20 protein-coding genes and 1 pseudogene are annotated in these 23,280 nt (G+C 62.6%); 18 read left to right on the top strand and 3 right to left on the bottom strand.

Annotation, left to right across the window (positions count from 1 at the left end; all coding sequences use genetic code 11):
- On the top strand, nucleotides 1–583 hold a 583-nt coding region (locus tag M3498_03495), incomplete at its 5' end, for an energy-coupling factor ABC transporter ATP-binding protein (GenBank protein ID MDQ3458360.1).
- A 31-nt stretch (nucleotides 584–614) separates the two neighbouring features.
- A complete protein-coding gene (locus tag M3498_03490; GenBank protein ID MDQ3458359.1) occupies nucleotides 615–1,202 on the top strand; it encodes a NifU family protein in 588 nt (195 codons plus the stop codon).
- Between the two features lie 138 nt (nucleotides 1,203–1,340).
- On the opposite strand, the gene M3498_03485 is transcribed toward M3498_03490, so the two are convergent.
- From M3498_03485 to M3498_03475, 3 genes are read right to left on the bottom strand one after another with little or no spacing between them, the layout of a single operon-like run.
- Nucleotides 1,341–2,879 (bottom strand): tripartite tricarboxylate transporter permease, encoded by a 1,539-nt coding sequence (locus M3498_03485; protein ID MDQ3458358.1) that lies wholly within the window; start codon nucleotides 2,877–2,879, stop codon nucleotides 1,341–1,343.
- On the bottom strand, nucleotides 2,880–3,320 hold the full coding sequence (locus tag M3498_03480) for a tripartite tricarboxylate transporter TctB family protein (protein ID MDQ3458357.1): 441 nt from the start codon (nucleotides 3,318–3,320) through the stop codon (nucleotides 2,880–2,882). It lies immediately after the preceding gene.
- A 50-nt stretch (nucleotides 3,321–3,370) separates the two neighbouring features.
- Entirely contained in the window at nucleotides 3,371–4,351 is a 981-nt protein-coding gene (locus M3498_03475) for a tripartite tricarboxylate transporter substrate-binding protein (protein ID MDQ3458356.1), read from the bottom strand.
- 224 nt (nucleotides 4,352–4,575) lie between these two features.
- Here M3498_03475 and M3498_03470 point away from each other — a divergent pair, with 224 nt between their 5' ends.
- From M3498_03470 to M3498_03395, 16 genes and pseudogenes are all read left to right on the top strand, one after another.
- Entirely contained in the window at nucleotides 4,576–4,944 is a 369-nt protein-coding gene (locus M3498_03470; protein MDQ3458355.1) for a hypothetical protein, read from the top strand.
- Between the two features lie 40 nt (nucleotides 4,945–4,984).
- The gene (locus tag M3498_03465; protein ID MDQ3458354.1) at nucleotides 4,985–6,763 is read left to right on the top strand and encodes an SLC13 family permease; all 1,779 of its coding nucleotides are present in this window, start codon (nucleotides 4,985–4,987) and stop codon (nucleotides 6,761–6,763) included.
- Nucleotides 6,764–7,095: 332 nt separating this feature from the next.
- Nucleotides 7,096–7,590, top strand: coding sequence for a cation:proton antiporter regulatory subunit (locus M3498_03460; protein ID MDQ3458353.1), 495 nt, complete (start codon nucleotides 7,096–7,098; stop codon nucleotides 7,588–7,590).
- A gap of 17 nt (nucleotides 7,591–7,607) precedes the next feature.
- Nucleotides 7,608–8,885, top strand: a complete 1,278-nt coding sequence (locus tag M3498_03455) for a cation:proton antiporter (GenBank protein ID MDQ3458352.1) — start codon at nucleotides 7,608–7,610, stop codon at nucleotides 8,883–8,885.
- An 855-nt stretch (nucleotides 8,886–9,740) separates the two neighbouring features.
- Nucleotides 9,741–11,924, top strand: coding sequence for a protein translocase subunit SecD (secD, locus tag M3498_03450; protein MDQ3458351.1), 2,184 nt, complete (start codon nucleotides 9,741–9,743; stop codon nucleotides 11,922–11,924).
- Between the two features lie 277 nt (nucleotides 11,925–12,201).
- A pseudogene (gene floA, locus M3498_03445) lies at nucleotides 12,202–13,083 on the top strand (flotillin-like protein FloA).
- 124 nt (nucleotides 13,084–13,207) lie between these two features.
- Nucleotides 13,208–13,357, top strand: a complete 150-nt coding sequence (locus M3498_03440; protein ID MDQ3458350.1) for a hypothetical protein — start codon at nucleotides 13,208–13,210, stop codon at nucleotides 13,355–13,357.
- An 86-nt stretch (nucleotides 13,358–13,443) separates the two neighbouring features.
- Nucleotides 13,444–14,928 carry a potassium/proton antiporter gene (locus tag M3498_03435; protein ID MDQ3458349.1) on the top strand — a complete coding sequence of 495 codons (1,485 nt, stop codon included), beginning with the start codon at nucleotides 13,444–13,446 and terminating at the stop codon, nucleotides 14,926–14,928.
- 101 nt (nucleotides 14,929–15,029) lie between these two features.
- Nucleotides 15,030–15,410 (top strand): arsenate reductase family protein, encoded by a 381-nt coding sequence (locus tag M3498_03430; GenBank protein ID MDQ3458348.1) that lies wholly within the window; start codon nucleotides 15,030–15,032, stop codon nucleotides 15,408–15,410.
- Nucleotides 15,411–15,515: 105 nt separating this feature from the next.
- Nucleotides 15,516–16,598: a hypothetical protein gene (locus M3498_03425; GenBank protein MDQ3458347.1), complete on the top strand. Its 1,083-nt coding sequence runs from the start codon at nucleotides 15,516–15,518 to the stop codon at nucleotides 16,596–16,598.
- Between the two features lie 47 nt (nucleotides 16,599–16,645).
- Nucleotides 16,646–17,410 carry a YmdB family metallophosphoesterase gene (locus M3498_03420; GenBank protein ID MDQ3458346.1) on the top strand — a complete coding sequence of 255 codons (765 nt, stop codon included), beginning with the start codon at nucleotides 16,646–16,648 and terminating at the stop codon, nucleotides 17,408–17,410.
- Between the two features lie 87 nt (nucleotides 17,411–17,497).
- Entirely contained in the window at nucleotides 17,498–20,227 is a 2,730-nt protein-coding gene (ppc, locus tag M3498_03415) for a phosphoenolpyruvate carboxylase (GenBank protein ID MDQ3458345.1), read from the top strand.
- Nucleotides 20,228–20,232: 5 nt separating this feature from the next.
- Entirely contained in the window at nucleotides 20,233–20,964 is a 732-nt protein-coding gene (locus M3498_03410) for a DUF3800 domain-containing protein (GenBank protein MDQ3458344.1), read from the top strand.
- A 265-nt stretch (nucleotides 20,965–21,229) separates the two neighbouring features.
- Nucleotides 21,230–21,919 carry a MotA/TolQ/ExbB proton channel family protein gene (locus tag M3498_03405; protein MDQ3458343.1) on the top strand — a complete coding sequence of 230 codons (690 nt, stop codon included), beginning with the start codon at nucleotides 21,230–21,232 and terminating at the stop codon, nucleotides 21,917–21,919.
- A complete protein-coding gene (locus M3498_03400) occupies nucleotides 21,897–22,310 on the top strand; it encodes a biopolymer transporter ExbD (protein ID MDQ3458342.1) in 414 nt (137 codons plus the stop codon). The genes M3498_03405 and M3498_03400 overlap by 23 nt, the downstream gene beginning before the upstream one ends.
- 75 nt (nucleotides 22,311–22,385) lie before the next feature.
- Nucleotides 22,386–23,280 (top strand): hypothetical protein (locus tag M3498_03395; protein MDQ3458341.1); only part of this gene is annotated, 895 nt, incomplete at its 3' end.

Genomic DNA, 23,280 nt, shown 5'->3' with positions numbered 1-23,280 from the left:
GAGGAGCGTCGCCGAGCTTGCCCGGCGCGTCGGCTACCTCTTTCAGGACCCCGACAGGGGCCTGTTCGAGCGCTCCGTCCGGCGCGAGGTCGCCTTTGGCCCGCGCCAGCTCGGCCGACGGGGGGAGAGGTTGGGGGCGGCCGTCGCGCGGGCGCTGGCGCTCACCCGGCTGACCTCTAGGGAGGGGCACCCCTACGACCTGCGGCCGAGCGAGAGGCGCTGGCTGGCCTTAGCGAGCGTTCTGGCGATGGAGACGCCGGTCCTCGTCCTGGACGAGCCGAGCCGCGGCTTGGACCACGGGGGCAAAAGGCATTTGCTGGCGCTCCTCAAGGCCTTGCGCGCGGCCGGCAGGAGCTTGCTCCTCATCAGCCACGACCTGGCCCTTGTCGCCGAACTCGCCGACCGCGTCTTCGTTCTGGAGGATGGGCGGCTGAGCGGCGGCGCGGCCAGGGAGGTCCTGCTCGACGAGGCCACGCTCGAGCGGGCGGGTCTGGACCTGCCTCCGGCCGCGCGCCTGGCCAAAGACCTCGGTCTGAGGCCGGTCCTTACCGAAGCCGAACTCTTCGCGGCCCGGCCGACATGAAGCCGGCGCCTCCGCGCGTAGAATGAGATCGATGCTGAACTTTACCGACAAGGCCAAATCGCGGGTTCGACAGTTTTTGGAGGCGCAGCGCGCCCAGGGTGTGAGCGCCTTGCGTCTCGCTGGCACGCAGGGCGAGCCCAAGCTCTGGCTCATGAAAGCGGAGGATGCTCGAGAGGACGACGTGACGTTCGACGGCGGCGGCTTTCCGGTCTATACCGACCCCATGAGCGCACGGCAGTTCAAGGGTGCGACCGTCGACTTCGTCGAGAACGTGATGACCAGCGGCTTTCGGGTCTTCTTCCCGAGCCCCAGTTGGGACGACCCCGTCGCTCAGGCCGTTCAGGACGTGATCGACAAGCAAATCAACCCCGGCGTCGCCGGCCACGGTGGCAAGGTCGCCCTGCGCGGCGTCGAAGCCGGCGTCGCCTACATCAGCCTGGGCGGAGGCTGCCAGGGCTGCGGCATGGCCGATGTGACCCTCAAGCAGGGCATCGAGGTGATGATCAAGGAGGCGGTGCCGGAGATCAGGGACATCGTCGACAGCACCGACCACGCGGGCGGCACCAATCCCTACTACAGTGGGGGCTCGAGCGGCCGGGGCGAGTCGCCGCTCGGCTAGGGTCTCGTTCGCCTACTCGAACCGCGGCGCTTCTCGGGCTTCCTGACGAGGCGCGGCCCAAGTTGCCGCCTAGCAAGGCTCGAGGTTCAACTCCCTTCTTTGTTTGCCGACGCTTGTTTGCCAGCGCTTTCCTGTGGGCTAGTCTTGCTGGGTGGTGTTGTCGTCGCGCTCCTCCTCTTCGGGCAAGACGGTGGCCAAGGGGGTGCGGCGGGTGATGAAGGGCAGGACCAGCGAGAGAGCGACCATCACCCACAGGCCGATAGCGAGTGGCGAGCCCACCAAGATGCTCGGGTCGCCGTTGGATAGCGACAGCGCCCGGCGCAGGTTGACCTCCATCAGCGGGCCGAGCACCAGCGCCAGGATGACGGGGGCGACCGGGAAGTCCATCTTGCGCATGGCGTAGCCGACCACGCCAAAGGCCGTCATCAGCATGAGGTCGAAGACCGAGGAGTTGACGGCGTAGACGGCGACGTAAGAGATGGTCGCGACGGCTGGCACTAAAATCCAGCGCGGGACCAGCAAGAGTTTGACGAAAAGCCCGACCAGCGGCAGGTTGAGGATAAGGAGCATGACGTTGCCGATGTACATGGAGGCGACGAGCCCCCAGAAGAGTTCGGGGTTGCGGGCGATGAAGAGCGGTCCCGGCGTGAGGTTGAGAGCCAGCAGCGCGCCGAGGATCACGGCGGTGGTGCCGCTGCCGGGCACTCCGAGCGTAAGTAAGGGGATGAGCGCACCGGACACCGAGGCGTTGTTGGCCGCCTCGGGCGCGGCCACGCCGCGGATGTCACCGCTGCCGAAGGTGCCCTTGCGGTCGACGAGACGCTGCTCGACGGTGTAGGCCAGAAAACTCGCAATCGTTGCCCCCGCGCCGGGAAGAACTCCGACCATGAAGCCGAGCACGCTCGAGCGGATCATCACCCACCAACTAGCAGCGAACTCTTTGCTGGAGATCATCACCCGGCCCATCTTCTGCATCGTCTCCTGGCCGTAGCGGCTCCCTTCGATCAGCATGAACACCTCGGAGACGGCGAAAAAGCCGATGGTGACGACGACGAAGTCGAGGCCGTCGTAGAGCGCGAGCTGCCCAAAGGTGTAACGGGGAATGCCGGTGCCGGGGTCGAGCCCGATCATCGCCAGCATCAGCCCGAAAGCCGTCGCGATGAGCCCTTTGGCAAAGTGCTTGCCGGTCAGGGCGGACAGCGTCGAAAAGGTGAAGACGATGAGCACGAAGTATTCGGCGGGCCCGAAGCGAATCGCCCACTGCGCCAAGAGCGGCGCGAAGAGCATGAGCCCCACCACCGAGAGCGTTCCGCCGATGAACGAGGCGATGGCCGAGATGGCCAAGGCCGGCCCCGCGCGTCCCTGTTTGGACATCTCATAGCCGTCGAGCGCGGTGGCGACCGACGAGGCGGTGCCGGGCACGTTCAGCAAGATGGTGCTGATCGAGTTGCCGTACTGCGAGCCGTAGTAGATGCCCGAAAAGAGGATCAGCATCGAGGTGGGCTCTAAGCCCAGCGCGAAGGTGATGGGAATCAAAATGGCGATGCCGTTGATGGGCCCGATCCCCGGCAGCATGCCGATGATGGTGCCCAGAAGCACGCCGATAAAGGCCACGAACAGGTTGGTGGGTGTCATGGCGACGCTGAAGCCGCCCATGAGAGACTGCAGGACATCCATCTAGAAGAACCTCTCGAAGAGGTCGCCTACCGGCAGATAGAGATCGAGCCCCCAGACGAAGACCATATAAAGTGCGACCGAAAAGCCGATACCGGCTACTGCCCCCTGCCACAGTTTGGCCTTGAAAAGGCCTCCGAACACGACGAAAAAGAGGGTCGTCGCCAGCATGAAGCCGAGCGGCTCGAGAAGATAAGCATACACGACAAAGGTCAAGAGCCCGACAACCAGTGCCGGCCAGACCTGGCGCGGCGGCCACTTGGCGGTGGGCTGGGCCCGCACAAACAAAAAGATAGCCAGGGGCACAAGGATCACCGCGATGGCGAGAGGAACGGCGCGCGCACCGACCGGGTCGGTGAAGAAGGTGGCCCGGAAGCTCCACGCTTCGTAGCCAAACCAAAGGGCCAGCAAGAGTAGCAAGGCAGCCGTAACCCGGTCGCTCATGACGCCTCCAAAACCGTGTGGGGGTGGTTTTCCACCCCCACGGTCGATGCCTAGTTGCCTTCGATCTGCGCTGACAGCTCGCGGATCGTCTCGACCTGGTTGTAGACGAACTGAGTCATCTCCTCGCCGCCGCGCCAGAAGTCCGCCAGGCCGCTCCTCTCGCGCAGCACCTCGTACGCTTCGGACTCCTCGAGTTGCCTGAAGGCCTCGACCCAATAGTCGTAGACCTCGTCCGAGACGCCCGCCGGCACGTAGAAGCCGCGCCAGTTCGCGCCGACCACGTCGAGTCCCTGCTCCCGGGCGGTGGGCACGTCTTCCAGCAGGCCGCCGAGGCGCTCCTCGGAGAGAACCGCTAAGACCTTGAGATTGCCGGCCTCGATCTGCGGGAGGGCCTCGGACACGTCGCCCGTAAAGGCCTCGGCGCGACCTCCCAGAATCTCCACGATGGCGGGGCCACCGCTCGAGAAGGAGACGTAGCGAACAGCGCCGACCTCCTCGACGCCGGCTTCCTGCGCGGCGAGAAGCACCTTGATGTGGTCCCAACCGCCGATCGCCGAGCCACCCACGAAGGTCACGCTGCCCGGGTTCTCCTGAAGGGCGTCCATGAGTTCGGGGAGGCTATCGTAGGGGCTGTCAGGTGCGACGGCGATCACTCCGTAGTCGGCGCCGACCGCCGCCACCCAGCGCACGTCGTCCTCGTCGAAGCCGGTGAACTGGCCTTGGGCGATGCGGGTGGTGGTCGCGGTCGAGGCCGCCACGATCAGGTTCTCGTTGCCCTCTTGCTGACCGACCACGTGGGCGTAGGCGACGCCGCCGCCCGCGCCCGCCATATTCTGGGTGCGGATCTGCCCCTGCACCAGTCCGAGCTCGCTGAGAATCGGGGCGATGCTGCGGCAGGTGAAGTCCCAGCCGCCGCCCGGGTCGGAGGGGGCGATGCAGAGCACGTTGCTCGGGGTAGCGCCCTGCGCCAGCGCCAGCCCCAGACAGGGGACGAGGAGTAGGGGCAAGAGTCGTTTGAGCGAACCAATCATAAACAACCTTCCTTTCGTGTAGAGCGCGCCCTTGGAGCCCGCTCCTTCCAGCCACGCGTCGCGGCCTGAGCTGCGCGCGCTGTGCTGCCTTGCCGCTTCGGTCCGCCGGAAGCGCGTCCGAAGAGGTCCGCGCGACCCGGTGGAGGTTGGACCTGCTCGCCCGGCTCCACCGCTGAGGCACCGGGTACTGAAGCACTGGGTACGATGCTGGGTACAATGACCCCATGAACGTGCAGATTTTCGGCACCAGCAGATCACAGGATACCAAAAAGGCGCTGAGGTTTTTCAAGGAGCGCTATAGGCCTCACTTCGTGGACCTCTCGCAGCGGCCCATGGCGCCGGGCGAGTTTGGGCGCTTCGTGCGGAGGTTCGGCTTAAGCGCGCTCATCGACACCCACGGCAAGGCCTACAAGAAGCTAGTAGCTCAAGAAGCTGGTAGGTACAGTAGCGTTGCTCGTCACGCCCCCGTACCTCCGGGCAGGGCTTGCTGCTCGGCGCGGTCCTCGCGTCCCGTGCTAATGTCTCTAGAGGCGCCTTCTTGGGAGAGGCACTCTCGAGGCGTCTTCTGTTGGCAACTCAACGCGTTCAGGTAGCTTCCGGCGCCTTGGACGCTAAAAGGGTAAGCGTGATGCAATGGCCGAGCAACTCATCGTTTTTGGAACCCTAGTAGCCGCGCTCGCCCTGTTCATCTGGGGCCGCTGGCGTTATGACCTTGTCGCCATGACGGCGTTGCTCACCGTCACCGTAACGGGTGTCGTAGACGGCCAGACAGCTTTCTCCGGCTTTGGTCATCCGGCCGTCATCACGGTCGCGGCGGTGCTCATCATCAGTCGCAGTTTGACCAGAGCCGGCCTCGCTGACCTACTGGCGGGGTGGATGTCCAAAGTAGCGAACCGTCCGAGCCTTCAGGTCGCGGCGCTCTCCGGTCTAGCCACGCTTCTGTCTGCCTTCATGAACAACGTGGGCGCCTTGGCTTTGCTCTTGCCGGTCGCCCTCAGCATGGCGCGCAAGAGCGGATTGTCACCGTCGGTCCTGCTCATGCCCCTAGCCTTCGGGACGCTGCTCGGCGGCATGACGACCTTGATCGGCACGCCACCCAACATCATCATCTCGACCTTTCGGGGGGAAACGGGCAGTTTGGGATTTCGCATGTTCGACTTTACACCGGTGGGAGTCGGGGTCGCGCTGACGGGGCTGCTGTTCATGTCTCTCGTGGGCTGGCGCCTCATCCCGCAGCGCAAAGGCCGGACCACCACTGAGGATCTCTTTGACATCAAGGGCTACCTGACCGAAGTGCAGGTGCCCCCAGTGTCGCCCTTGGCCGGCAAGCCGCTGCGCGAGCTGGGCAGGTTGATCAAAAAAGACAGTGACGTGACCGTGGTGGGTATCATCCGTAGTAAGCGACGGATCCTGGCGCCCTCAGCCTTCGAGATTATCCGCGAGGATGACGTCTTGATCGTCGAAGCGGACTCGGAAACCCTGCAGGCGCTGACAGAAACAGCCGGCTTCAGGCTCGTCGGCAGCAAAGACCTGGGCCAAGAGGTGCTGGGTTCCGACGAGGTAGGCACTTTTGAAGCGGTGGTTGCTCCAGGCACGCTCATGGAGGGCAGAACGGCCACGGACCTCACCTTGCGGCGGCGCTTCGGCCTGAACCTCTTGGCGGTCTCCCGACAGGGCGAACGGCTGAGGGCGCGTCTCAACCGCATCCGCTTCCGGGCGGGCGACGTTCTGCTCTTGCAGGGCGACAGCCTCACCTTTCGAGAGGCCTTGCCCGCGCTGGGCTGCTTGCCTTTGCAACGGCGGGAACTACGCTTGGGCCAGAGGCGCCGGCTCTTCCTCACCCTCAGCATCTTCGTCGTGGCGATCGCCGTGAATATTGCCGGCCTGCTGCCCGCTCAGGTCTCCCTGGCCACGGCGGCTCTGGTAATCGTGCTCCTCAAGATTCTCTCCTTGAGGGAGACATACGAGAGCATCAACTGGTCGGTGCTGGTGCTCATCGGCGCGATGATCCCGGTCGGGACGGCACTTGAAACCACCGGCGGTGCGCAACTCCTCGCGGACGGCATGCTGAGGCTCACGGGTGGTCTTGCGCCCGTGTGGTCGCTCACCCTCTTGCTCGTCGGCACCATGTGTCTCACGGACATCATCAACAACTCGGCGGCGGCAGTCCTGCTGGCGCCCATCGCCATCGGTATGGCTCAGGGCTTGGGCGTGTCCGCAGACCCCTTCTTGATGGCGGTTGCCATCGGCGCTTCCTGCGCCTTTCTCACCCCCATAGGCCACCAGTCCAACACGCTGGTGATGGGGCCCGGTGGGTACAAGTTCAGTGATTACTGGCGCATGGGCTTGCCGCTGGAAATTCTCATCGTGCTGGTAAGCGTCCCGCTGCTTCTCCTCTTTTGGCCGTTGTAGGCGCTGCGGCTGCACTATCACGGTTGAACCCGCCTCCAGCACGCGAAAGCTGCAACCCCAACGACGGACCTCCAAGCACCAGCCAAACTCACGACGCTGCCTTAGCTCGTGACACAGGCATCCCAGCCAAGACCGCTCATCAACCTTTTGATGGTCATCTTGCTTTTAAGTCTTGTGCCTGGCGTTGCCGTCTTCTGAAGTTTCACCATAAGCGAGACGGCTTCAACTATCCAGTCTGTCAGAAGGGGTTTTTCAAAGCCTTCTCTAAGTAAGTGCGGTAGATTTGCCGGGTAGGAAGTCAGTTATTCCTAAAGCAAAGAAAAGGAGTATTTATGGCATCAACCTTTCAGGAGTCGGACCTGCCGGGCATCGGCCGGAAGTTTCAGCTCGTCACGCGCAGCGGTGACAAACTCGTGGTGGTGGTCCACGATGACGGCAAGCGCGAGCTTTACCACTTCTATCACGGTAACCCTGACGAGAGCATCTCCATGATAAGCCTGAGCGACCAGGAGGCCCGGCAGCTCGCCGGCATCATCGGCGGCATGAGTTACCAGCCCAAAGCCCTGGAGTCTACCGAGCTCGAGCTGCAGGACCTGCTCATCGAGTGGATCAAGGTCCATCCAGGGTCCCCGGCGAGTGGTAAGACGATTGCCGAGCTTGGCGTGCGCGAGACGACGGGCGCGAACATCATCGCCATTGTAGAGGGCGACGAGACCATCATCAGCCCTGGTCCGCACCAAAGCCTGCGCGCGGATGTCACGCTCGTCGTTGCGGGTGACCGCAGACAGGTGAGGGCCTTTAAGCAGCTCATCAACAGCAACGCCTAAGGCTCTTTATGGAGCAACTGGCTCACGTCACCCTCGAGGTCGGCCTGGCACTGGCGCTGGTGCTTGGCGCCATTTTGCTAGCCAACCGGCTCCGCTTCTCCTCGGTTCCCTTTCTCATCCTCATCGGCATGGTGATGGGCTCGCACGTTCCCGCGCTGGGTCCCTTCAACCTGCAATTCGAGTACGCCGCACCGTTCATCAACTTCCTGGGGCAGTTGGGCGTCTTGTTCCTGCTCTTTTACCTGGGTTTGGAGTTTTCCGTCGGCAGGCTCATCAAGGCCGGGCGCTCCATCGCCGTGGGCGGCAGCATCTATATCAGCATCAATTTGACCATCGGTCTGCTGTTCGGTTTCCTCATGGCTTGGCCGCTGCAGGAGGTCCTGGTGGCGGCGGGCATCATCACCATCTCGTCCAGCGCCATCGTCGCCAAGGTTCTGGTCGAACTCAAGCGCACCGCCAACCCCGAGACGGACATGATTTTAGGCATCATCATGTTCGAGGACGTGTTCTTGGCGGTGTACCTCTCCGTCGTGTCCGGCCTGGTCCTGTCCGGCGCGACCTCTTTTGTGGGGGTGCTGACCTCCGCTGCCCTGGCGCTTGGTTTCATGCTGACCTTTTTGGTCGTCGGTAGGAGCTTGGTGCCTTGGCTCAACCGCTTGCTTGACATCGCTTCGGATGAAGTGTTCATGTTCGCCATCTTCGCGGCTCTCTTGCTCATCGCCGGTTTTGGTGAGACCATCCACGTTGCGGAGGCCATCGGCGCCTTACTGGTGGGCCTGGTGCTGGCGGAGACCTCGTACCGTCAGCGCATCGAGAGCGTCATCTTGCCCTTCAGGGATTTCTTCGGGGCTATCTTCTTCTTCAGTTTCGGCCTGAGCATCAACCCCACCCTGCTCGGTGGGGCGTTCTTGCCCGCCCTCATCGCGGTGCTGCTGACCATCATCGGGAACTTTAGCGCGGGCATGCTGGCGGGCCGCAGCGCCGGCTTATCCCCTAGGGCGTCGACCAACATCGGCCTGACCATCATGTCGCGCGGAGAGTTTTCCATCATCATGGCGAACCTCGCCCTGGCTGGGGGATTACTACCTATCCTCCAACCTTTCGCGGCGCTCTACGTCCTCATTCTAGCTATCCTGGGGCCGCTCCTCACCAAAGAATCGAGGCGCATCTACACCCTGCTTCAGGGAGTGCTGGGGAAGCCGCCGGCGATGCAGACGCAAGGAGGTGGTAAAGCAACGGGAGGTTCAGCCTATAAACAGGACAAGCGTGAGTATGAGCAGGAAATAGATGGTTGAGCATGCGGGACAGACAGTGGCGACGGTTCCTCTATGGCTTAGCCTGAAGTTCCTAGCACGAAAAACAGCACAAAGCACGTCGCCAAGGGGCTATGTGAGTGTTTTAAGAATGCACGGCTCTGTCGACACTCGAAAAGGCTCTAAGGGCTAGAGCTGGCTTGCCGCCCGTGCTTTTCTCTTCTATGCTTTGCGTGAAAACCATGCACCTTGCAATAACACGATATAACAAGGCCAGCGAAATAGGGTCGTTTACATGGCTGCACTTTGCCAAGGCTTTTGCAAGTATTGTCGTGTTGGAGGGAAGAACAAGGATTTTGCCCCAAGAACTTCAGTCTAGGGGAACAGGCCGTGCTGTGGACGCTAGCCAAACGTCACGACTTACCGTAGGATAATGCTGGTGTTACAGACGTCCCAGCCACGACCACTTATCAACCTCGTGTTGATCATCGTTCTTTTGAGTCTCGTGCCTGGTGTTCCCGTCTTACCCAAGGTTGATCTCTCTGGCGAGCGGGCTTCCTTCGGTCAGCCTCACGTGGACAGTCCACGCGTTCTTCAACAGCCCGTCACCCAGACCCTAAAGCCCCTCACGGCTCGAGAGCTGGTCGGCCCATTGCTACTTCTGACGGTCCTGGCGTGGTTGTTGCGACAAAGGTACATGGCGCAGCGCGCGCTGTATGCTGCCCTGACACCTGCCGTCAGTTCACCTCATCTGCTTTATCTGACTCGCAAGCTCCAACTCGAAGGCGGATAACCCAAGCTGACTGTCCCACCACGCTGGGTCATAGCTTAGTAATCTGGAAGCAACGCCTGACGCGTTGCGTATCATCAAACCTTCACTAGCAGTTGGAGAAGACCATGAACCGACGTTCCGCTACAGGACTGCTCGTCCTGTTAATGCTCTTTGTTTCCTTTCTTTACCTGTGGCAGCCGTGGCGTGCCGCTGAAGAAGCACGAATCAACCTTGGTCTCGACCTCAAGGGCGGTCTGCGGGTTGTCCTGCAGGCTTCGGAGGGCACCCCGCTCCGTGAGGACCTGCAAGGGGCACGCACCGTCATAGAAAACCGCATCAACGCCTTTGGGGTGGCTGAACCCCTCATCCAAACAAGCGGCGACAACCGCATCGTAGTCGAACTACCGGGCCTCACCACAGGCGACACCCAGCGGGCGCTTGACCTGATTGGCCAGCAGGCGGTGCTCGAGTTCCGGCTGGTGAGGCCCGAGGCCAGCGAGCCGCTCACCGAGGCAGCCCTCGAGCCTGCTGCGTTCACCGGTGAGATCCTGCGCAGCGCCCACGCTGACTTCAACCGCAGCTCGTCCGGCGCGGTGATGGGCGGGGCTATCGTGGGCTTCGAGGTTGGGAGCGAGTTTGCGCAAGAGTTCGGTGACTTCACCGCCGCCAACGTCGGCCGCCGGATGGCCATCGTGCTGGACGGCAATGTCGTCAGCGCTCCGACCATCCAGAGCCGCATCAGTGACCAGGGTCAGATTAGCGGCATGGCGGACCTCAACGAGGCCAGTGACCTGGCGCTGGTCCTCCGCAGTGGCAGCCTACCGATTTCACTTCAGGTCGAGGAGACGCGCAGCATCGGGCCGACGCTTGGCGCTGACTCGATTCGTGCCGGGCTCGTCGCGGGGGCGATCGGCACTCTCGCGGTCGTCGTAACCATCCTGCTTTACTATGGGCCTCTCTTCGGCGGCGTCTTGTCCCTCAGCCTGGCTTACGTGATGCTGCTGATTTTCGGGGTCCTAGCGGGACTGGGTGCGGTCCTCACCTTGCCTGGTTTAGCGGGCTTGGTTCTCACCATCGGTGCGGCGGTCGACGGCAACGTCATCTCCTTTGAGCGCATCAAGGAGGAACTGCGGGCAGGGAAAAGCTTGCGTCTCGCCATGAGGAGCGGCTTTCAGAACTCGCTATCCGCCATCATCGACGCGAACGTCACCACGCTCTTCGCGGCAGCTGCCCTCTACCAGTACACGAGCGGCCCGGTGCGGGGGTTTGCTATCACGCTGGCTATCGGCATCATCGCCTCGGTCTTCGTTAACACCGTCGTGGTGCCCTTCATGCTTGATGTGCTGACTTACCGCTTCAAGCGTCCCCTCATGCTCCAAGGCTTCAGAACTCCGAGCTTTGGCTTCCTCAAACTGGCGCCAGTCACCATGAGCATCTCCGGCTTGCTCGCCGTGGCTTCACTGGTGCTGGTCCTGACGGTAGGCTTTCGCTTTTCCACCGATTTCAGCGGCGGCACTACGGTTCTGCTGAATGTCCCTGAGAGCGTTACGGTTGACGAGGTCCGTTCAGCAATCGACGGCCTGGACTACGCGGGCCTTACGGGGGCTAGTGCGACGGTTCAGGAGGTGCAAGACGCCACCACCTCCGGCAAGGAGGTGTCAGTCCGGGTGGGTACGCTGGGGGCTCAAGGGGAGTCGTTCCCAGCTCGCTTGAGTGCAGCCGTAGCTGGGAGCAGCGTGCTGCAAAGCGACTTCGTTGGGCCTGCGATCGGCGAGGAGCTGCGCACGGGAGCGTGGCTCGCCATGCTCGTCTCCTTCGGCCTGGTTCTCGCTTACCTCGGCTTTCGCTTCTGGCCCAACTGGATCGTCGCGATCTCGACAGTCATTACCACAGCGCATGATGTCGGCCTCGTGCTGGGTGTGCTTGCGCTCACAGGCGCGGAGTTCAGCATCCCCGTCTTAGCGGCACTCCTTTTCGTTGTGGGGTACTCGCTTAACGACTCGATTGTCATTGCGGACCGCATCCGCGAGAACCTCAGGACCACCCGCGGAGCCAGTTACGCTGACATCATCAACCTGGCTGTGAACCAGACGCTTTCCCGCACGGTGATGACCTCCTTCACGACCCTCCTCCCGGTTCTTGCCTTGTTCCTTTTCGGGGGCAGCGTGCTGCGTGACTTTAGCCTGACGCTCCTACTCGGTATCGGCTTTGGTGTTTACTCGAGCATCTTCATCATGGCGCCGATGATCGTGTGGTTCAAGAACCGGCAGAGGCAACCGCAGCGCTCTCTGGCTCACAAGGCGACGTAAGAACCGGCTGCTCAGGGCAGGCTTTTTGCCTGCCCTGAATCCCTGAGACTGGTTTCAAGTATCCGTTTCCCGTGCCTGAAGTGACTGAGGTCGTGGTACTCGAGCCTGCCGAGACACCCGCAAAGGCACTAGTCGCTTGCCACCCATCACCATCAGTGCGAGGGGTGCAGCAGCCGGAATGACGGATTTGGGCCTTCCTTTTGGTTGATAATTAGAAAGTCAGTCCTTCTATAGAGGAGTCACGAACTATAGAGGAGTCACGAAAGAGGAGTCACGAATGAACATGGTGGTCTTGATTTTTGCGGGTGCTGGCCTGCTCTTTTTCATCATTCTCTTCAGCTTTATTCCCGTTGGACTCTGGATTTCAGCGATTGCTGCCGGCGTCAAGGTCAGCCTGGGCAGCCTGGTCGCCATGCGCCTGCGGCGCGTCTCACCGCACCAGATCATCCTGCCGCTCATCAAAGCCGACAAGGCAGGCATCGAGGTCAATCAAGATGAACTGGAGGCCCACTACCTAGCCGGCGGCAACGTCAACCGCGTGGTGGACGCGCTCATCGCCGCCGACAAGGCGCGCATCGCCTTGCCCTTTGACCGCGCCGCCGCCATCGACCTAGCAGGCCGGGACGTGCTCGACGCGGTCAAGCTCTCCGTCAATCCCAGGGTCATCCAGACTCCCGACGTGGCCGCGGTCGCCAAGGACGGCATCCAGCTCATCTGCACGGCGCGAGTCACCGTGCGGGCCAACCTCGAGCGCCTGGTCGGGGGTGCGGGCGAGGAGACCATCATGGCCCGGGTTGGTGAGGGCGTCGTCTCCTCGATTGGTGGCTCGATAACCCATAAGGCCGTCTTGGAGAGCCCTGAAATCATCTCGAAAGCGGTGCTCCACAAGGGCCTCGACTCCGGCACCGCCTTTGAGATCCTCTCCATCGACATCGCCGACATCAATGTCGGCAAGAACATCGGCGCGATTCTGCAGACGGACCAGGCTGAGGCCGACAAGCGCGTGGCACAGGCTAAAGCCGAGGAGCGCAGGGCGATGGCCGTGGCGAGCGAGCAGGAGAACCGGGCCAAGGTCGAGGAGATGCGCGCCAAGGTAGTCGAGGCCGAAGCCGAAGTGCCGCTGGCTTTGGCTGAGGCTTTCCGCAAAGGGAATCTTGGTAACATGAGGCATAATTAGAAAGGCAACCTTACTTTACTGCTAGGAGGAAACGCCGTGACGCTCAAAGTTCAAGAATCACCTCTGCCCGGCATCGGCCGCAAGTTCGAGATCGAGACCCGCCGCGGTGACACCTTTGATCGTCCTCCATGATGATGGGACGCGCGAACTCTACGGCGTCTCACCTGACAATCCCGAGGGGCGCATACCGATGGTCACGCTCAATGACGACGAAGCGCGCCGGGTGGCGGCGATCATCGGCGGGCTGATTGCGTGAGCCGTCCTCCAGGCGAAGCGGCCAGCACAGGGACCTATCGTGAACGGCAGACGCGCGGGCGACCCGCGTGAGAAGGCATTGAGTTTGTGATTTCGATCGAGTTCATCCTGGCGGGCACGGGCATCTTGCTGCTCCTCAGTATCCTGGCGAGCAAAGCTTCCGGCAGGCTGGGCGTGCCCTCCCTGGTCCTTTTCCTGGTGATCGGCATCCTGGCGGGCTCTGAAGGCGTGGGCGGGCTTGATTTCGACAACCCGCAATTGGCTCAGTCCTTGGGCGTAGTGGCGCTGGCCTTCATCCTCTTCTCGGGTGGCCTCGACACGAACTGGCAGAGCGTGCGCCCGGTCCTCTGGGCGGGGTTGGGTCTGTCAACGGTGGCGGTCTTCATCACGGCTATCAGCGTTGGTCTTGTCGCTATGGTCCTTCTCGATTTTTCACTCCTCGAGGGCCTCCTGCTGGGCGCCATCGTGTCGTCCACGGACGCCGCGGCGGTGTTTGCGGTGATGAGGTCGCGCAGCACCGGCCTGCAGGAACGGATCAAGCGCACCCTCGAGTTCGAGTCCGGCAGCAACGACCCCATGGCCATCTTCCTGACGGTTGGCTTCATCACGCTGCTCACCGAGCCCGACGCCTCCGTTTTGAGCTTGGTGCCCATGTTCTTCCAGCAGATGCTCCTGGGCGGCCTGCTCGGTTACCTGCTGGGCAGGCTGGTGGTGTGGGGCATCAACCGGATCGACTTGGGGTATGACGGCCTCTACCCGGTGTTCACCCTGTCGGTGGTGATGGTCGTCTACGGCCTCACGCCCTTGATTGGCGGCAATGGCTTCCTGGCGGTTTACATCGCGGGTCTGGTGATGGGCAATTACGACTTCATTCACAAGAGGAGCATCGCGCGCTTCCACGACGGCCTCGCCTGGCTGATGCAAATAGCCATGTTCCTCACGCTTGGTCTCCTGGTGTTTCCCTCGCAGCTCTTGTCGGTCGTGTGGGTTGGCCTGCTGCTCTCGCTGTTCCTGATTTTTATCGCGCGACCTCTGGGTGTCTTCACCACCTTGTTGGCAAAGATGACCGTGAGGGAAATGACCATCATCTCCTGGGTGGGCTTGCGGGGCGCCGTGCCCATCATTCTGGCGACGTTCCCGCTGATCGCCGGCGTCGCACAAGCCGAGCTCATCTTCAACCTGGTCTTTTTCATCGTGCTGACGTCCGTCCTCCTGCAGGGTCCGTTGATGCCTTTCGTCGCCAGGTGGCTCGAGGTGGACGCGCCGCTCGTCGAGAGGCGGCGTTACCCCCTCGAGTTCGAGCAGATGGCAAACATCAGCAGCGAGCTTGTGGAGGTCGAAGTGCCGGAAGGCTCACCCGCTGCCGGCAGGACCATCGTCAAGCTGGGGCTACCTGAAGGGGCGCTGGTTGTCCTCATCAGCCGCGGCGACACCTTTATCGTTCCTCGGGGAGCGACCACTGTGGAGGAAAGGGACAGGCTCCTCGTCCTGGCCGATGAGAAGAGCCTGAGAGACGTGCGCAGGATTGTCAGAGCCGTCCAGCGCCTGGCGGAGAGGGAAGGTGTCGCGTGACGTGAGCCACTCAAGAAGAGGAAGAAATAATTGCTAAACTTGTGCGCGCCCGGCTCCACCGCTGAGGCACCGGCTACCGAGGCACTGGGTACAATGACCCCATGAACGTGGACCCCATGAACGTGCAGATTTTCGGCACTAGCAAATCACAGGATACCAAAAAGGCGCTGAGGTTTTTCAAGGAGCGCGGCTATAGGCCTCACTTCGTGGACCTCGCGCAGCGGCCCATGGCGCCGGGCGAGTTTGGGCGCTTCGTGCGGAGGTTCGGCTTAAGCGCGCTCATCGACCAAGAGGGCAAGGCCTATAGGAGGCAGGGGCTTCAGTACATGCGCGTTCCCGACGAGGCGATGATGCAAAAGCTCTTGGACGATCCCAGCCTGATGGTGCAGCCGCTAGTGAGGGTGGACAACAAGCTTTCTGTAGGGCTGGCGGAGGAGAATTGGCTCGAGTGGTGCGACGTACAGAAGAGGCAAGCAAAATAGGGAGAGAATGAAATTATGAGCCGACAGCATGGCATACCCTACGTCATAAGTGAAGATCGAGTTCACCGCTTAGAACCAGTTACAGGCATATTTAATGAGAAATGGGTGCAGAACTTTATCTTCACTCACCATCAAGCCATGCCCATCTATGAGATCGAGCCTGTCTTTGGTCCCTTGATACCTGTATGTCGGGAGTTGAGAACAAAGGTTGGCCCTGTTGACATGTTGTTCATCAATCAGACGGGTTTATTAACACTCGTTGAGTGCAAACTGTGGCAGAACCCGGAAGCGCGGCGGGAAGTTGTAGGGCAGATTTTGGATTACGCCAAAGAAGTAAGTAGGTGGAGTTACGCTGATTTACAAAAAGCAATCAGTGGAGCCCAAGAAGGCGGTCAGCAGTCGCTATACAAGTTGGTCTCCGAGAGAACTGAAGAAATTGACGAGAGCGATTTTGTAGATAGCGTGTCACGCAACTTGCGCCGGGGTCGCTTTTTGCTTTTGATTGTTGGTGACGGCATACGAAAAAATGTTGAGCAGATCGCCGACTTTTTGCAGCAGCACGCCCATTTGAATTTCAGTTTTGCGTTGGTTGAACTCGGTATTTTCAAGCTGCCGAATCACGCCAATTCAAGCTATTTCATACAGCCAAGAGTTATCACACAAACCGTTGAAATCGAGCGGGCTGTTGTGCGGATTGAAGACGGTCAAATAACGGCGGAAGTCCCAACTGAAGCAAGGACTGAGGCCGTTGCTGGTACTAAACGAACAAAGATTAGCGAGCAGGTATTTTTTGAAGACCTTCACGCAGATGAACAAACGGCCAACGAATTGAGGTCCTTTCTTGATGAGGCAAGAGATATTGGCTTATACGTCGAGCCAGGTCAGAACTCGCTGAAACTGAAGTCTCAACTTTTCGACTTCAATTTTGGTGTTTTTCGCGTCCAGGGTGACTTTCGTAATCATCTCAGGGATATCGAGGGCTATCCGCAAATTGGTGAAAGCTATCTAAGTCGGTTGGCCGAGCTTTTCGATGAGGGCTTTATTTACAAGATTGAGAACCGCTTTTGGTGGACAGTAAAAATAGGAGATCGCTATCTCACTATCTCCGAGGTGTTGGCCGTAAAGGATAGATGGCTAAAGATCATTCGGGAAACGCTAGACGAGATAGCAAAGGCTCAGGAAAACTAGCGCCAGCTAGATTCGGATAATTTTCCTTGGTCCTGTTATCCTTTCTTATGCGCGTTCTCTTCATCGGCGACATCTGCGACAAACCGGGCCTCGAGGTGATGCAAGACTACCTGGGGCGTTACCGGAGCGACTTCGACTTCATCATCGCCAACGGTGAGAACGCCGCCGGGGGCTTCGGCATCACCCGCAAGCACTTTTCGCAGATGATCGCCGCCGGTATCGACGTGGTCACACTCGGCAACCACGCCTGGGACAACCGCGAGGCTCTGGAACTCGTCGAGGAGACGCCGCGGCTCTTGCGCCCGCTCAACTACCCGCCGGGCACGCCGGGCCTGGGCTACGCCTCCTTTACGGCGCGCACGGGCGAGCGCGTGACGGTGGCCTGCGCGATGGGCCGCATCTTCATGGACCCGCTCGACTGCCCCTTTAGAGCGCTCGACGGCCTGCTCGAGACCGCCACTGGCGAGACCGTCGTGGTGGACTTTCACGCCGAGGCGACGAGCGAGAAGAAGGTGATGGGCTACCACTTGGCCGGGCGCGTCGCGGCGGTCGTCGGCACCCACACCCACGTGCAGACGGCTGACGAGGGGATCAGCGGCGGCACCGCCTATATCACCGACGTGGGCATGACGGGCGCGCAGGACTCGGCCATCGGCCTGCGCTTCGAGGAGGTCCACTACCGCTTCGTGACGCGCCTGCCCAAGCGTTACAAGCCGTCGGAAGGGCCGGGCACGCTTCATGGGGTGGTGCTCGAGCTCAGCGGCAACCGGGCCAAGAGCATCGAGCGGGTGCAGTGGCAAAAGGGCGATTAAAGATTGAAAATTAAACATTGAAGATTGCGGGCTGATTTTCAATGTTCAATCTTGAATCTTCAATTTTCGATTGTTTTGGAGGCGAGCATGTCCCACGGGTCTATGAGCGGGCAAGGTGAGCGTAACGAGGAGGCTTTCGACCAGCTCAAGGCCGATGTGGACTTTTTGGGCCGGGCGCTGGGGACGGTCTTGCAGGAGCTTTCTGGCAGGCGCCTCTTCGATCTCGTCGAGGAGGTGCGGAGCCTCACCAAGCACCTGCGCGCCGAGCCCGAGGACGCGGCGGCGCGGGGGCGGCTGAGAGCGCTGATCGCCGGACTCAGTCTGAGCGAAGCCGAGGGCTTGTTGCGGGCCTTTACTGTCTACTTCCAGCTCATCAACGTGGCCGAGGAGATCCACCGGGTGCGCGTGAACAGATTGCGCGAGGGTCAGGCCACCAAGGACGCGCCGCGCCGCGAGACGGTGGCGGCGGCGGTCAAGGCGCTCAAGGACGAGGGCTGGAGCTACAGCGAAGCGCGGCGCTTTATCGAAGGCTTGGACATCGGCCTCACCTTGACCGCGCACCCCACCGAGGTCAAGCGCTACACCGTCAGGCTCAAGCTCGAGCGCGTCGGCTCGGCCCTGCGTGAACTCTCGGAGCGCGTCCTTTTGCCGCAGGAGCGGGGGGCGCTCGAGGAGGCTATCCACGCCGAGATCGCCAGCCTGTGGCAGACCCGCGAGCTGGTCGCGGAGAAGCCTACCGTTCTGGACGAAGTCAAGTCGGCGCTCTACTACTTTCGCCGCTCGATTCTCGCTACGCTGCCCCGGCTGATGCTCGACCTCGAGCGCGCCCTCGAGGTCTACTACGGCCGGAAACCCGCGCGCGCGCTGACCCCCGTCATGAGGTTCCGCTCCTGGATCGGCGGTGACCGCGACGGCAACCCCAACGTCACCCCGGAGGTCACCGCCGAGGCCTACCGGCTTCAGTCGCAGCTGGCCCTGGGGGCGCACCTCGCCGACATAGACAGCCTGGTCCAGCGCCTCTCGCAGTGGGAGGCGCGGGTGTCCCTGACGCAGAGCTTCCGCGACGACCTCGCCGCGCTCGAGGAGGGGGCCGGGCTGGCCCCGCGCTTCGCGGGCGAGCCCTACCGCCGCAAGCTCTTTTATATGCACGGCGCGCTCCAGGCGGAGCTGGCGGGCGAAGACGGCCTCTACCGCGGCGGCTCGGCGGGCTACGGGCGCGACCTGGGCCTCATCGAGGAGACCCTGCGCCTGGGCCAGGGAAGGCGCGTCGCGGACGCCTTTGTGCGGCCGGTCCGCTACCGCGCCGCCTCCTTCGGCTTTCACCTGGCCGCCTTGGACCTGCGCGAGCACGCTAAAAAGCACGAGGAGGCGGTGGCCGACCTCTTGCGCTTCGCGGGCCTCGGAGGCTACGCCGAACTGGACGAGGAGGCGCGCATCGCCCTGCTGGCCGCGGAGCTCGCCTCGCCCCGGCCCTTGGCGCCGCCGGACGCGCTGCTAGGGGAGGAGACGCGGCGGGCGCTCCTTTTCCTCGAGGTCTTCCGGGGCGTCCAGCGCAGCAAGGGCGAGGAGGCGACGGGCTCCTACATCGTCTCGATGACCGAGGGCGTCTCGGACGTGCTCGAGGTGCTCGTCCTCGCCAAGCAGGCGGGGGTCAGGGAGTTGGACGCCACGCCGCTGTTCGAGACGGTCACCGACCTCGAGAACGCCCCCGGTGTTTTGGAGAGGCTTTTCGGCCTGCCGAGCTACCTCGAGCACGTCAGGCGGCGCGGGGTGCAGGAGGTGATGATCGGCTACTCCGACTCGAACAAGGATGCGGGCTTCCTGGCGGCCAACTGGGCGCTCTACCAGGCGCAGGAGCACATCGCCGCGGTCTGCCGGGAGGCCGGGGTGCCGCTCAGGCTCTTTCACGGCCGGGGCACCAGCATCGGCCGGGGCGGCGGACCGGCGGGCCAGGCGATCCTGGCTCAGCCGCCGGGCTCCCTGGGCGGACGGATGCGCCTCACCGAGCAGGGCGAGGCGATGAGCGACCGCTACGCCGACCCCGACCTGGCCCACCGGCACCTCGAGCAGGTCGTTCACGCCTTTATCCTCTCCTCGGCGCGCGACGCGCGCGGCGGCGTGTCCGAGGTGCCGCAAGGCTACCGGGAGGCGCTCGAGGGGGCGGCCAAAGCCTCGCGCGGGCTCTACCGCGACTTTTTGGAGGACCCCGGCTTTCTCGACTTCTACCACAGCGTCACGCCCATCGAGGAGATCTCGAGGCTCAACATCGGCTCACGGCCCGCCAGGCGCGGCGGCGAGAGAACGCTCTCCTCCTTGCGCGCCATCCCCTGGGTCTTTTCCTGGACCCAGTGCCGCGCCAACCTGCCCGGTTGGTACGGCTTCGGCACCGGTCTAGCCCGCCTCGACGGCGGGCTGCTCGCCGAGATGTACGGGGGCTGGCCCTTTTTCAGGGTCATCACCGACTTCGCGCAGATGAGCCTGGCCAAGGCCGACCTGCGCATCTTCGAGGCCTATACCATGCTGGTGCCCGACGAGGCGCTACGCGAGCGCTTCTGGACCAGGGTCAGGGACGAGCACGCGCGCAGCGTGGCGGCCGTGTCGGCGGCGACGGGCAAGCCGCTCTTGGAGAGTGACGGCACCTTGGCGCGCGCCATCGACCTGCGCAACCCCTACGTGGACCCGATTTCCTACCTGCAGGTCGAGCTGCTGGGCCGCCTGCGCAAGCTGCCGGCCGAGAGCCCGGAGCGGGAGGAGCTCGAGTACGCCGTCCTGGTCAGCCTGACCGGGGTGTCGGCGGGGATGCGGAATACCGGCTAGCAGGTGTGAAGGTACTCTATCTTGATGAGTCGGGTGACCACAGCCTGATAAAAATAGACCCAAGTTATCCCATGTTCGTCCTGGGAGGTGTGATCGTTGACGAGGCCTATGCGCTTCAGGTCATTCAACCCGAACTCGACGCCTTTAAACGTGAGCTTTTTGGTACCGAGACGCTGATCCTCCACACCTCCGATCTGACACGTAACCGTCGAGGTTTTGAAGGGCTGAAGGATGCCGCCTTCAGGCAAGCGTTCTACGTCCGCCTAAATGCGCTCATGCGTAATTGGAACTATGAGGTTGTTGCCTGCGCCATTCGCAAAGATGAGCACTTGGCCCGTTATGGTCTGGCAGCACTTGATCCTTACATGCTGAGCTTGGATGTTGTCGTCGAGCGCTTCTGTATGTCCCTTGGTGATGAAACGCCGGGCCGCGTCGTTGTCGAAGCTCGTGGATACCCTTTAGACGAGCAGCTTCAACTTGCCTGGCGGAACGTCCAGCTTCAGGGCACCCGCTTCCTTCGTGGTTCGCGGATTAGCAGGTGCATCGCTTCACTGGACATCGGGAACAAGCATGAGAATATTGCCGGGTTGCAGCTTGCAGATCTGGTCGTATCACCTATCGGGCGCTATGTGATGGGCAAGAGAGCCTACGAGGACTGGCAGATTATTGCCTCGAAATTCCGCAAGCGTCACGGCTCCTGGTCAGGAGCCGGTCTGGTGGTCCTGCCAAAAAAGTGACCGGGGCCCGCTACGCAGTTCCCGATCATCACCCCAAGGATACATCAGTCATCGAGGTAATGTCTATATCTGTTGATGCCGAGCCCTGAGCGGGAGAGGCTCGAGTATGCCGTCCTGGTCAGCCTGACCGGGGTGTCGGCAGGCATGAGGAATACCGGCTGAGTCGCTGGGCCCGCAAAGAACAGGAGAGTGAGAGCGGCACAAGGCGCTCGAGCTACCTATCTCTCATCACCCTCAAGCAGGGTTTGCTAGAGTGGCTGCGGTTATGGATCTTCTCCTCAGCGGCGGGCCGGTTCTCGTCATCATCCTGGTTATTTCGCTCTACGCGCTCTACGTCTTTTTCGAGCGCCTCCTCAAGCTGTCCAGGGAGCGCGTCCGCGCCGACGCGCTCATGGTCAGGGTGGGCGAGGCCCTGCGCGAGCGCAACCTAGAGCTTGCGCTCATCTCCTGCGAGGACCACGGCGGGCCGGTGGCGCGCGTTCTTCACGGGGCGCTGTCACGGCTTCCCTACGGCAAGGCGGCGGTCGAGGCGGCCTTTGGGGAGGCGTCCTTGGAGGAGGAGCAGAGCCTGACGCAGGGTTTGCGCGCGCTCTCGACCATTGCGCAGATCGCGCCGCTGTTGGGTCTGTTGGGGACCGTGACGGGGATGATCATCGCCTTTGGCCAGATCAGCGTGTCGGGCGTCGGCAACGCGGCCACGCTGGCGGGCGGCATCGGCCAGGCGCTCGTCACCACGGCCGCCGGGCTCATCGTGGCGATTCCGGCCCTGATCGGCCACAACTACCTGTCGAGCAAGGTGGACCGCATCTTTTTGGAGATCGACCGCCGCCGCGAGGAGCTCATGGGCATGGTCGCCCAGATCGCCTCGAGGCGCGAGAGCAGGCGCGGCTCCGCTCCCGAGGTAGTGAGAGAGCCTGTAGTGAGAGAGCCTTATGAGACCGTCGCGGCGCCTTAAGGACACCGGCCTGCGCCGCAACCTGGCGCTCGACCTGACGCCGATGGTCGACGTGGTCTTTTTGCTGATCATCTTCTTCATGGTGACGACGACCTTCGTGACCTCCGAGATGGGCCTGCCGGTAGACCTGCCAAGCGCGCAGAGCGGCGCGGCGAGCCCCGCCGACGTGCCCACGGTGACGATCAGCAGGGACCAGGTGATCTTTTTTGAGGACGGTGAGGTTCCTGAGGGCGAGCTCGTAAACCTGCTGAGAACGCGCCTGGCGGCGACGCCCTCGGGCGTGGTGGTCCTGCGCGCCGACCACACCGTCCCCCACGGCACGGCGGTGAGGGTGATGGACCTCATCAAGGCCGCGGGCGCTCAGCAGATCGCCATCGCCACTCAGAACTAGCGCTGTGGGACGGATGAACAAGCGTATAAACCGTCGCCGCCCTACCGCCCGGCCTTGTGTGGAAAGGCGTTACGCGTGCGGCTGAGCTCCGTAGGGAACCTGCCGCGCCTCTGGCGGGACGCCGACAGGCGCCGCGCCTTGCTCTTGTCGCTCACTCTGCACCTGGCCTTCCTGCTCCTCTTCGCGCTCCTCTACCGGGCGCCGGAGGTCGCCGAGCAGCCCGGCTACTTCGTCATCGACGTGGGCCCTCCGGGCGCGGACAGCGGCCCGGCCGAAGCGGCGCTCGAGCCGCTGGTCGTCGAGGCCCCGGAGGCTGCGACTGCAGAGGCCATAGCTCCAGAGGCCATAGCCCCAGCAGGGATAACGCAGGCTGCTGTCGCCGAGCCTGAGCTGACCCCGACGCCTCCCGTGCCTCCGGCCGAGGTCGCGGCGGCGCCCGCGGAGCTGCCGGCTCCCGAGCCGGTCCTGCCGCCTGAACCCGTGCCGGCTCAGGCCTCCCTACCGGCCCCTGATGTACCGGCCCCCGAGGTGCAGGCGCTGGAGGTACAGACCCCTGAGCCTGTAGCCGAGCCGCTGCCTCCGCTCGAGAGGGCCGAGGTGGCGCCGCCGGAACCGCTGCCCGTGGTTGAGGAGCCCGAGCTTGCGGAGCCCGAGCGTGCCGAGCTTGAGGCGCCGGACCCGGTGGTGGCGATAGCGCCCAGCCCGCCTCAGCCCCTCGCGGTCGAAGAGGCCGCCGAGCCGGTGGCGTCAGTCGCTGTTCTGCTCGAGCCCAGCCGTTTGGAGGTCGCGCTGCCTCAGGCCGAGGTCGAACTGGCTGCGCCGCTCGAGCAGGAGGTGAGGCCGGAAGCCGCGGTGGAGGTTGTTCCCGCCCGGCCTGTCGATCTGCCCCTGCCGCAGCTCGAGCTGGGGCCGCGCGACGTACTGCCCGAGGTCGAAGTCGAGCTCGTCCAGCCTCAAGAGCCCGAACCGG

The organism is Deinococcota bacterium (genome assembly GCA_030858465.1).
Lineage (GTDB): Bacteria > Deinococcota > Deinococci > Deinococcales > Trueperaceae > JALZLY01.
Note: the sequence above shows the minus strand (reverse complement) of the source record. Positions and strands in the feature narration are given on the sequence as shown.

Coding starts and splice junctions, on each gene's coding strand:
- M3498_03490 (MDQ3458359.1), top strand. CDS start 615: ATGCTGAACTTTACCGACAAGGCCAAATCGCGGGTTCGACAGTTTTTG.
- M3498_03485 (MDQ3458358.1), bottom strand. CDS start 2,879: ATGGATGTCCTGCAGTCTCTCATGGGCGGCTTCAGCGTCGCCATGACA.
- M3498_03480 (MDQ3458357.1), bottom strand. CDS start 3,320: ATGAGCGACCGGGTTACGGCTGCCTTGCTACTCTTGCTGGCCCTTTGG.
- M3498_03475 (MDQ3458356.1), bottom strand. CDS start 4,351: ATGATTGGTTCGCTCAAACGACTCTTGCCCCTACTCCTCGTCCCCTGT.
- M3498_03470 (MDQ3458355.1), top strand. CDS start 4,576: ATGAACGTGCAGATTTTCGGCACCAGCAGATCACAGGATACCAAAAAG.
- M3498_03465 (MDQ3458354.1), top strand. CDS start 4,985: ATGGCCGAGCAACTCATCGTTTTTGGAACCCTAGTAGCCGCGCTCGCC.
- M3498_03460 (MDQ3458353.1), top strand. CDS start 7,096: ATGGCATCAACCTTTCAGGAGTCGGACCTGCCGGGCATCGGCCGGAAG.
- secD (MDQ3458351.1), top strand. CDS start 9,741: ATGAACCGACGTTCCGCTACAGGACTGCTCGTCCTGTTAATGCTCTTT.
- M3498_03430 (MDQ3458348.1), top strand. CDS start 15,030: ATGAACGTGGACCCCATGAACGTGCAGATTTTCGGCACTAGCAAATCA.
- M3498_03420 (MDQ3458346.1), top strand. CDS start 16,646: ATGCGCGTTCTCTTCATCGGCGACATCTGCGACAAACCGGGCCTCGAG.
- ppc (MDQ3458345.1), top strand. CDS start 17,498: ATGTCCCACGGGTCTATGAGCGGGCAAGGTGAGCGTAACGAGGAGGCT.
- M3498_03405 (MDQ3458343.1), top strand. CDS start 21,230: ATGGATCTTCTCCTCAGCGGCGGGCCGGTTCTCGTCATCATCCTGGTT.
- M3498_03400 (MDQ3458342.1), top strand. CDS start 21,897: ATGAGACCGTCGCGGCGCCTTAAGGACACCGGCCTGCGCCGCAACCTG.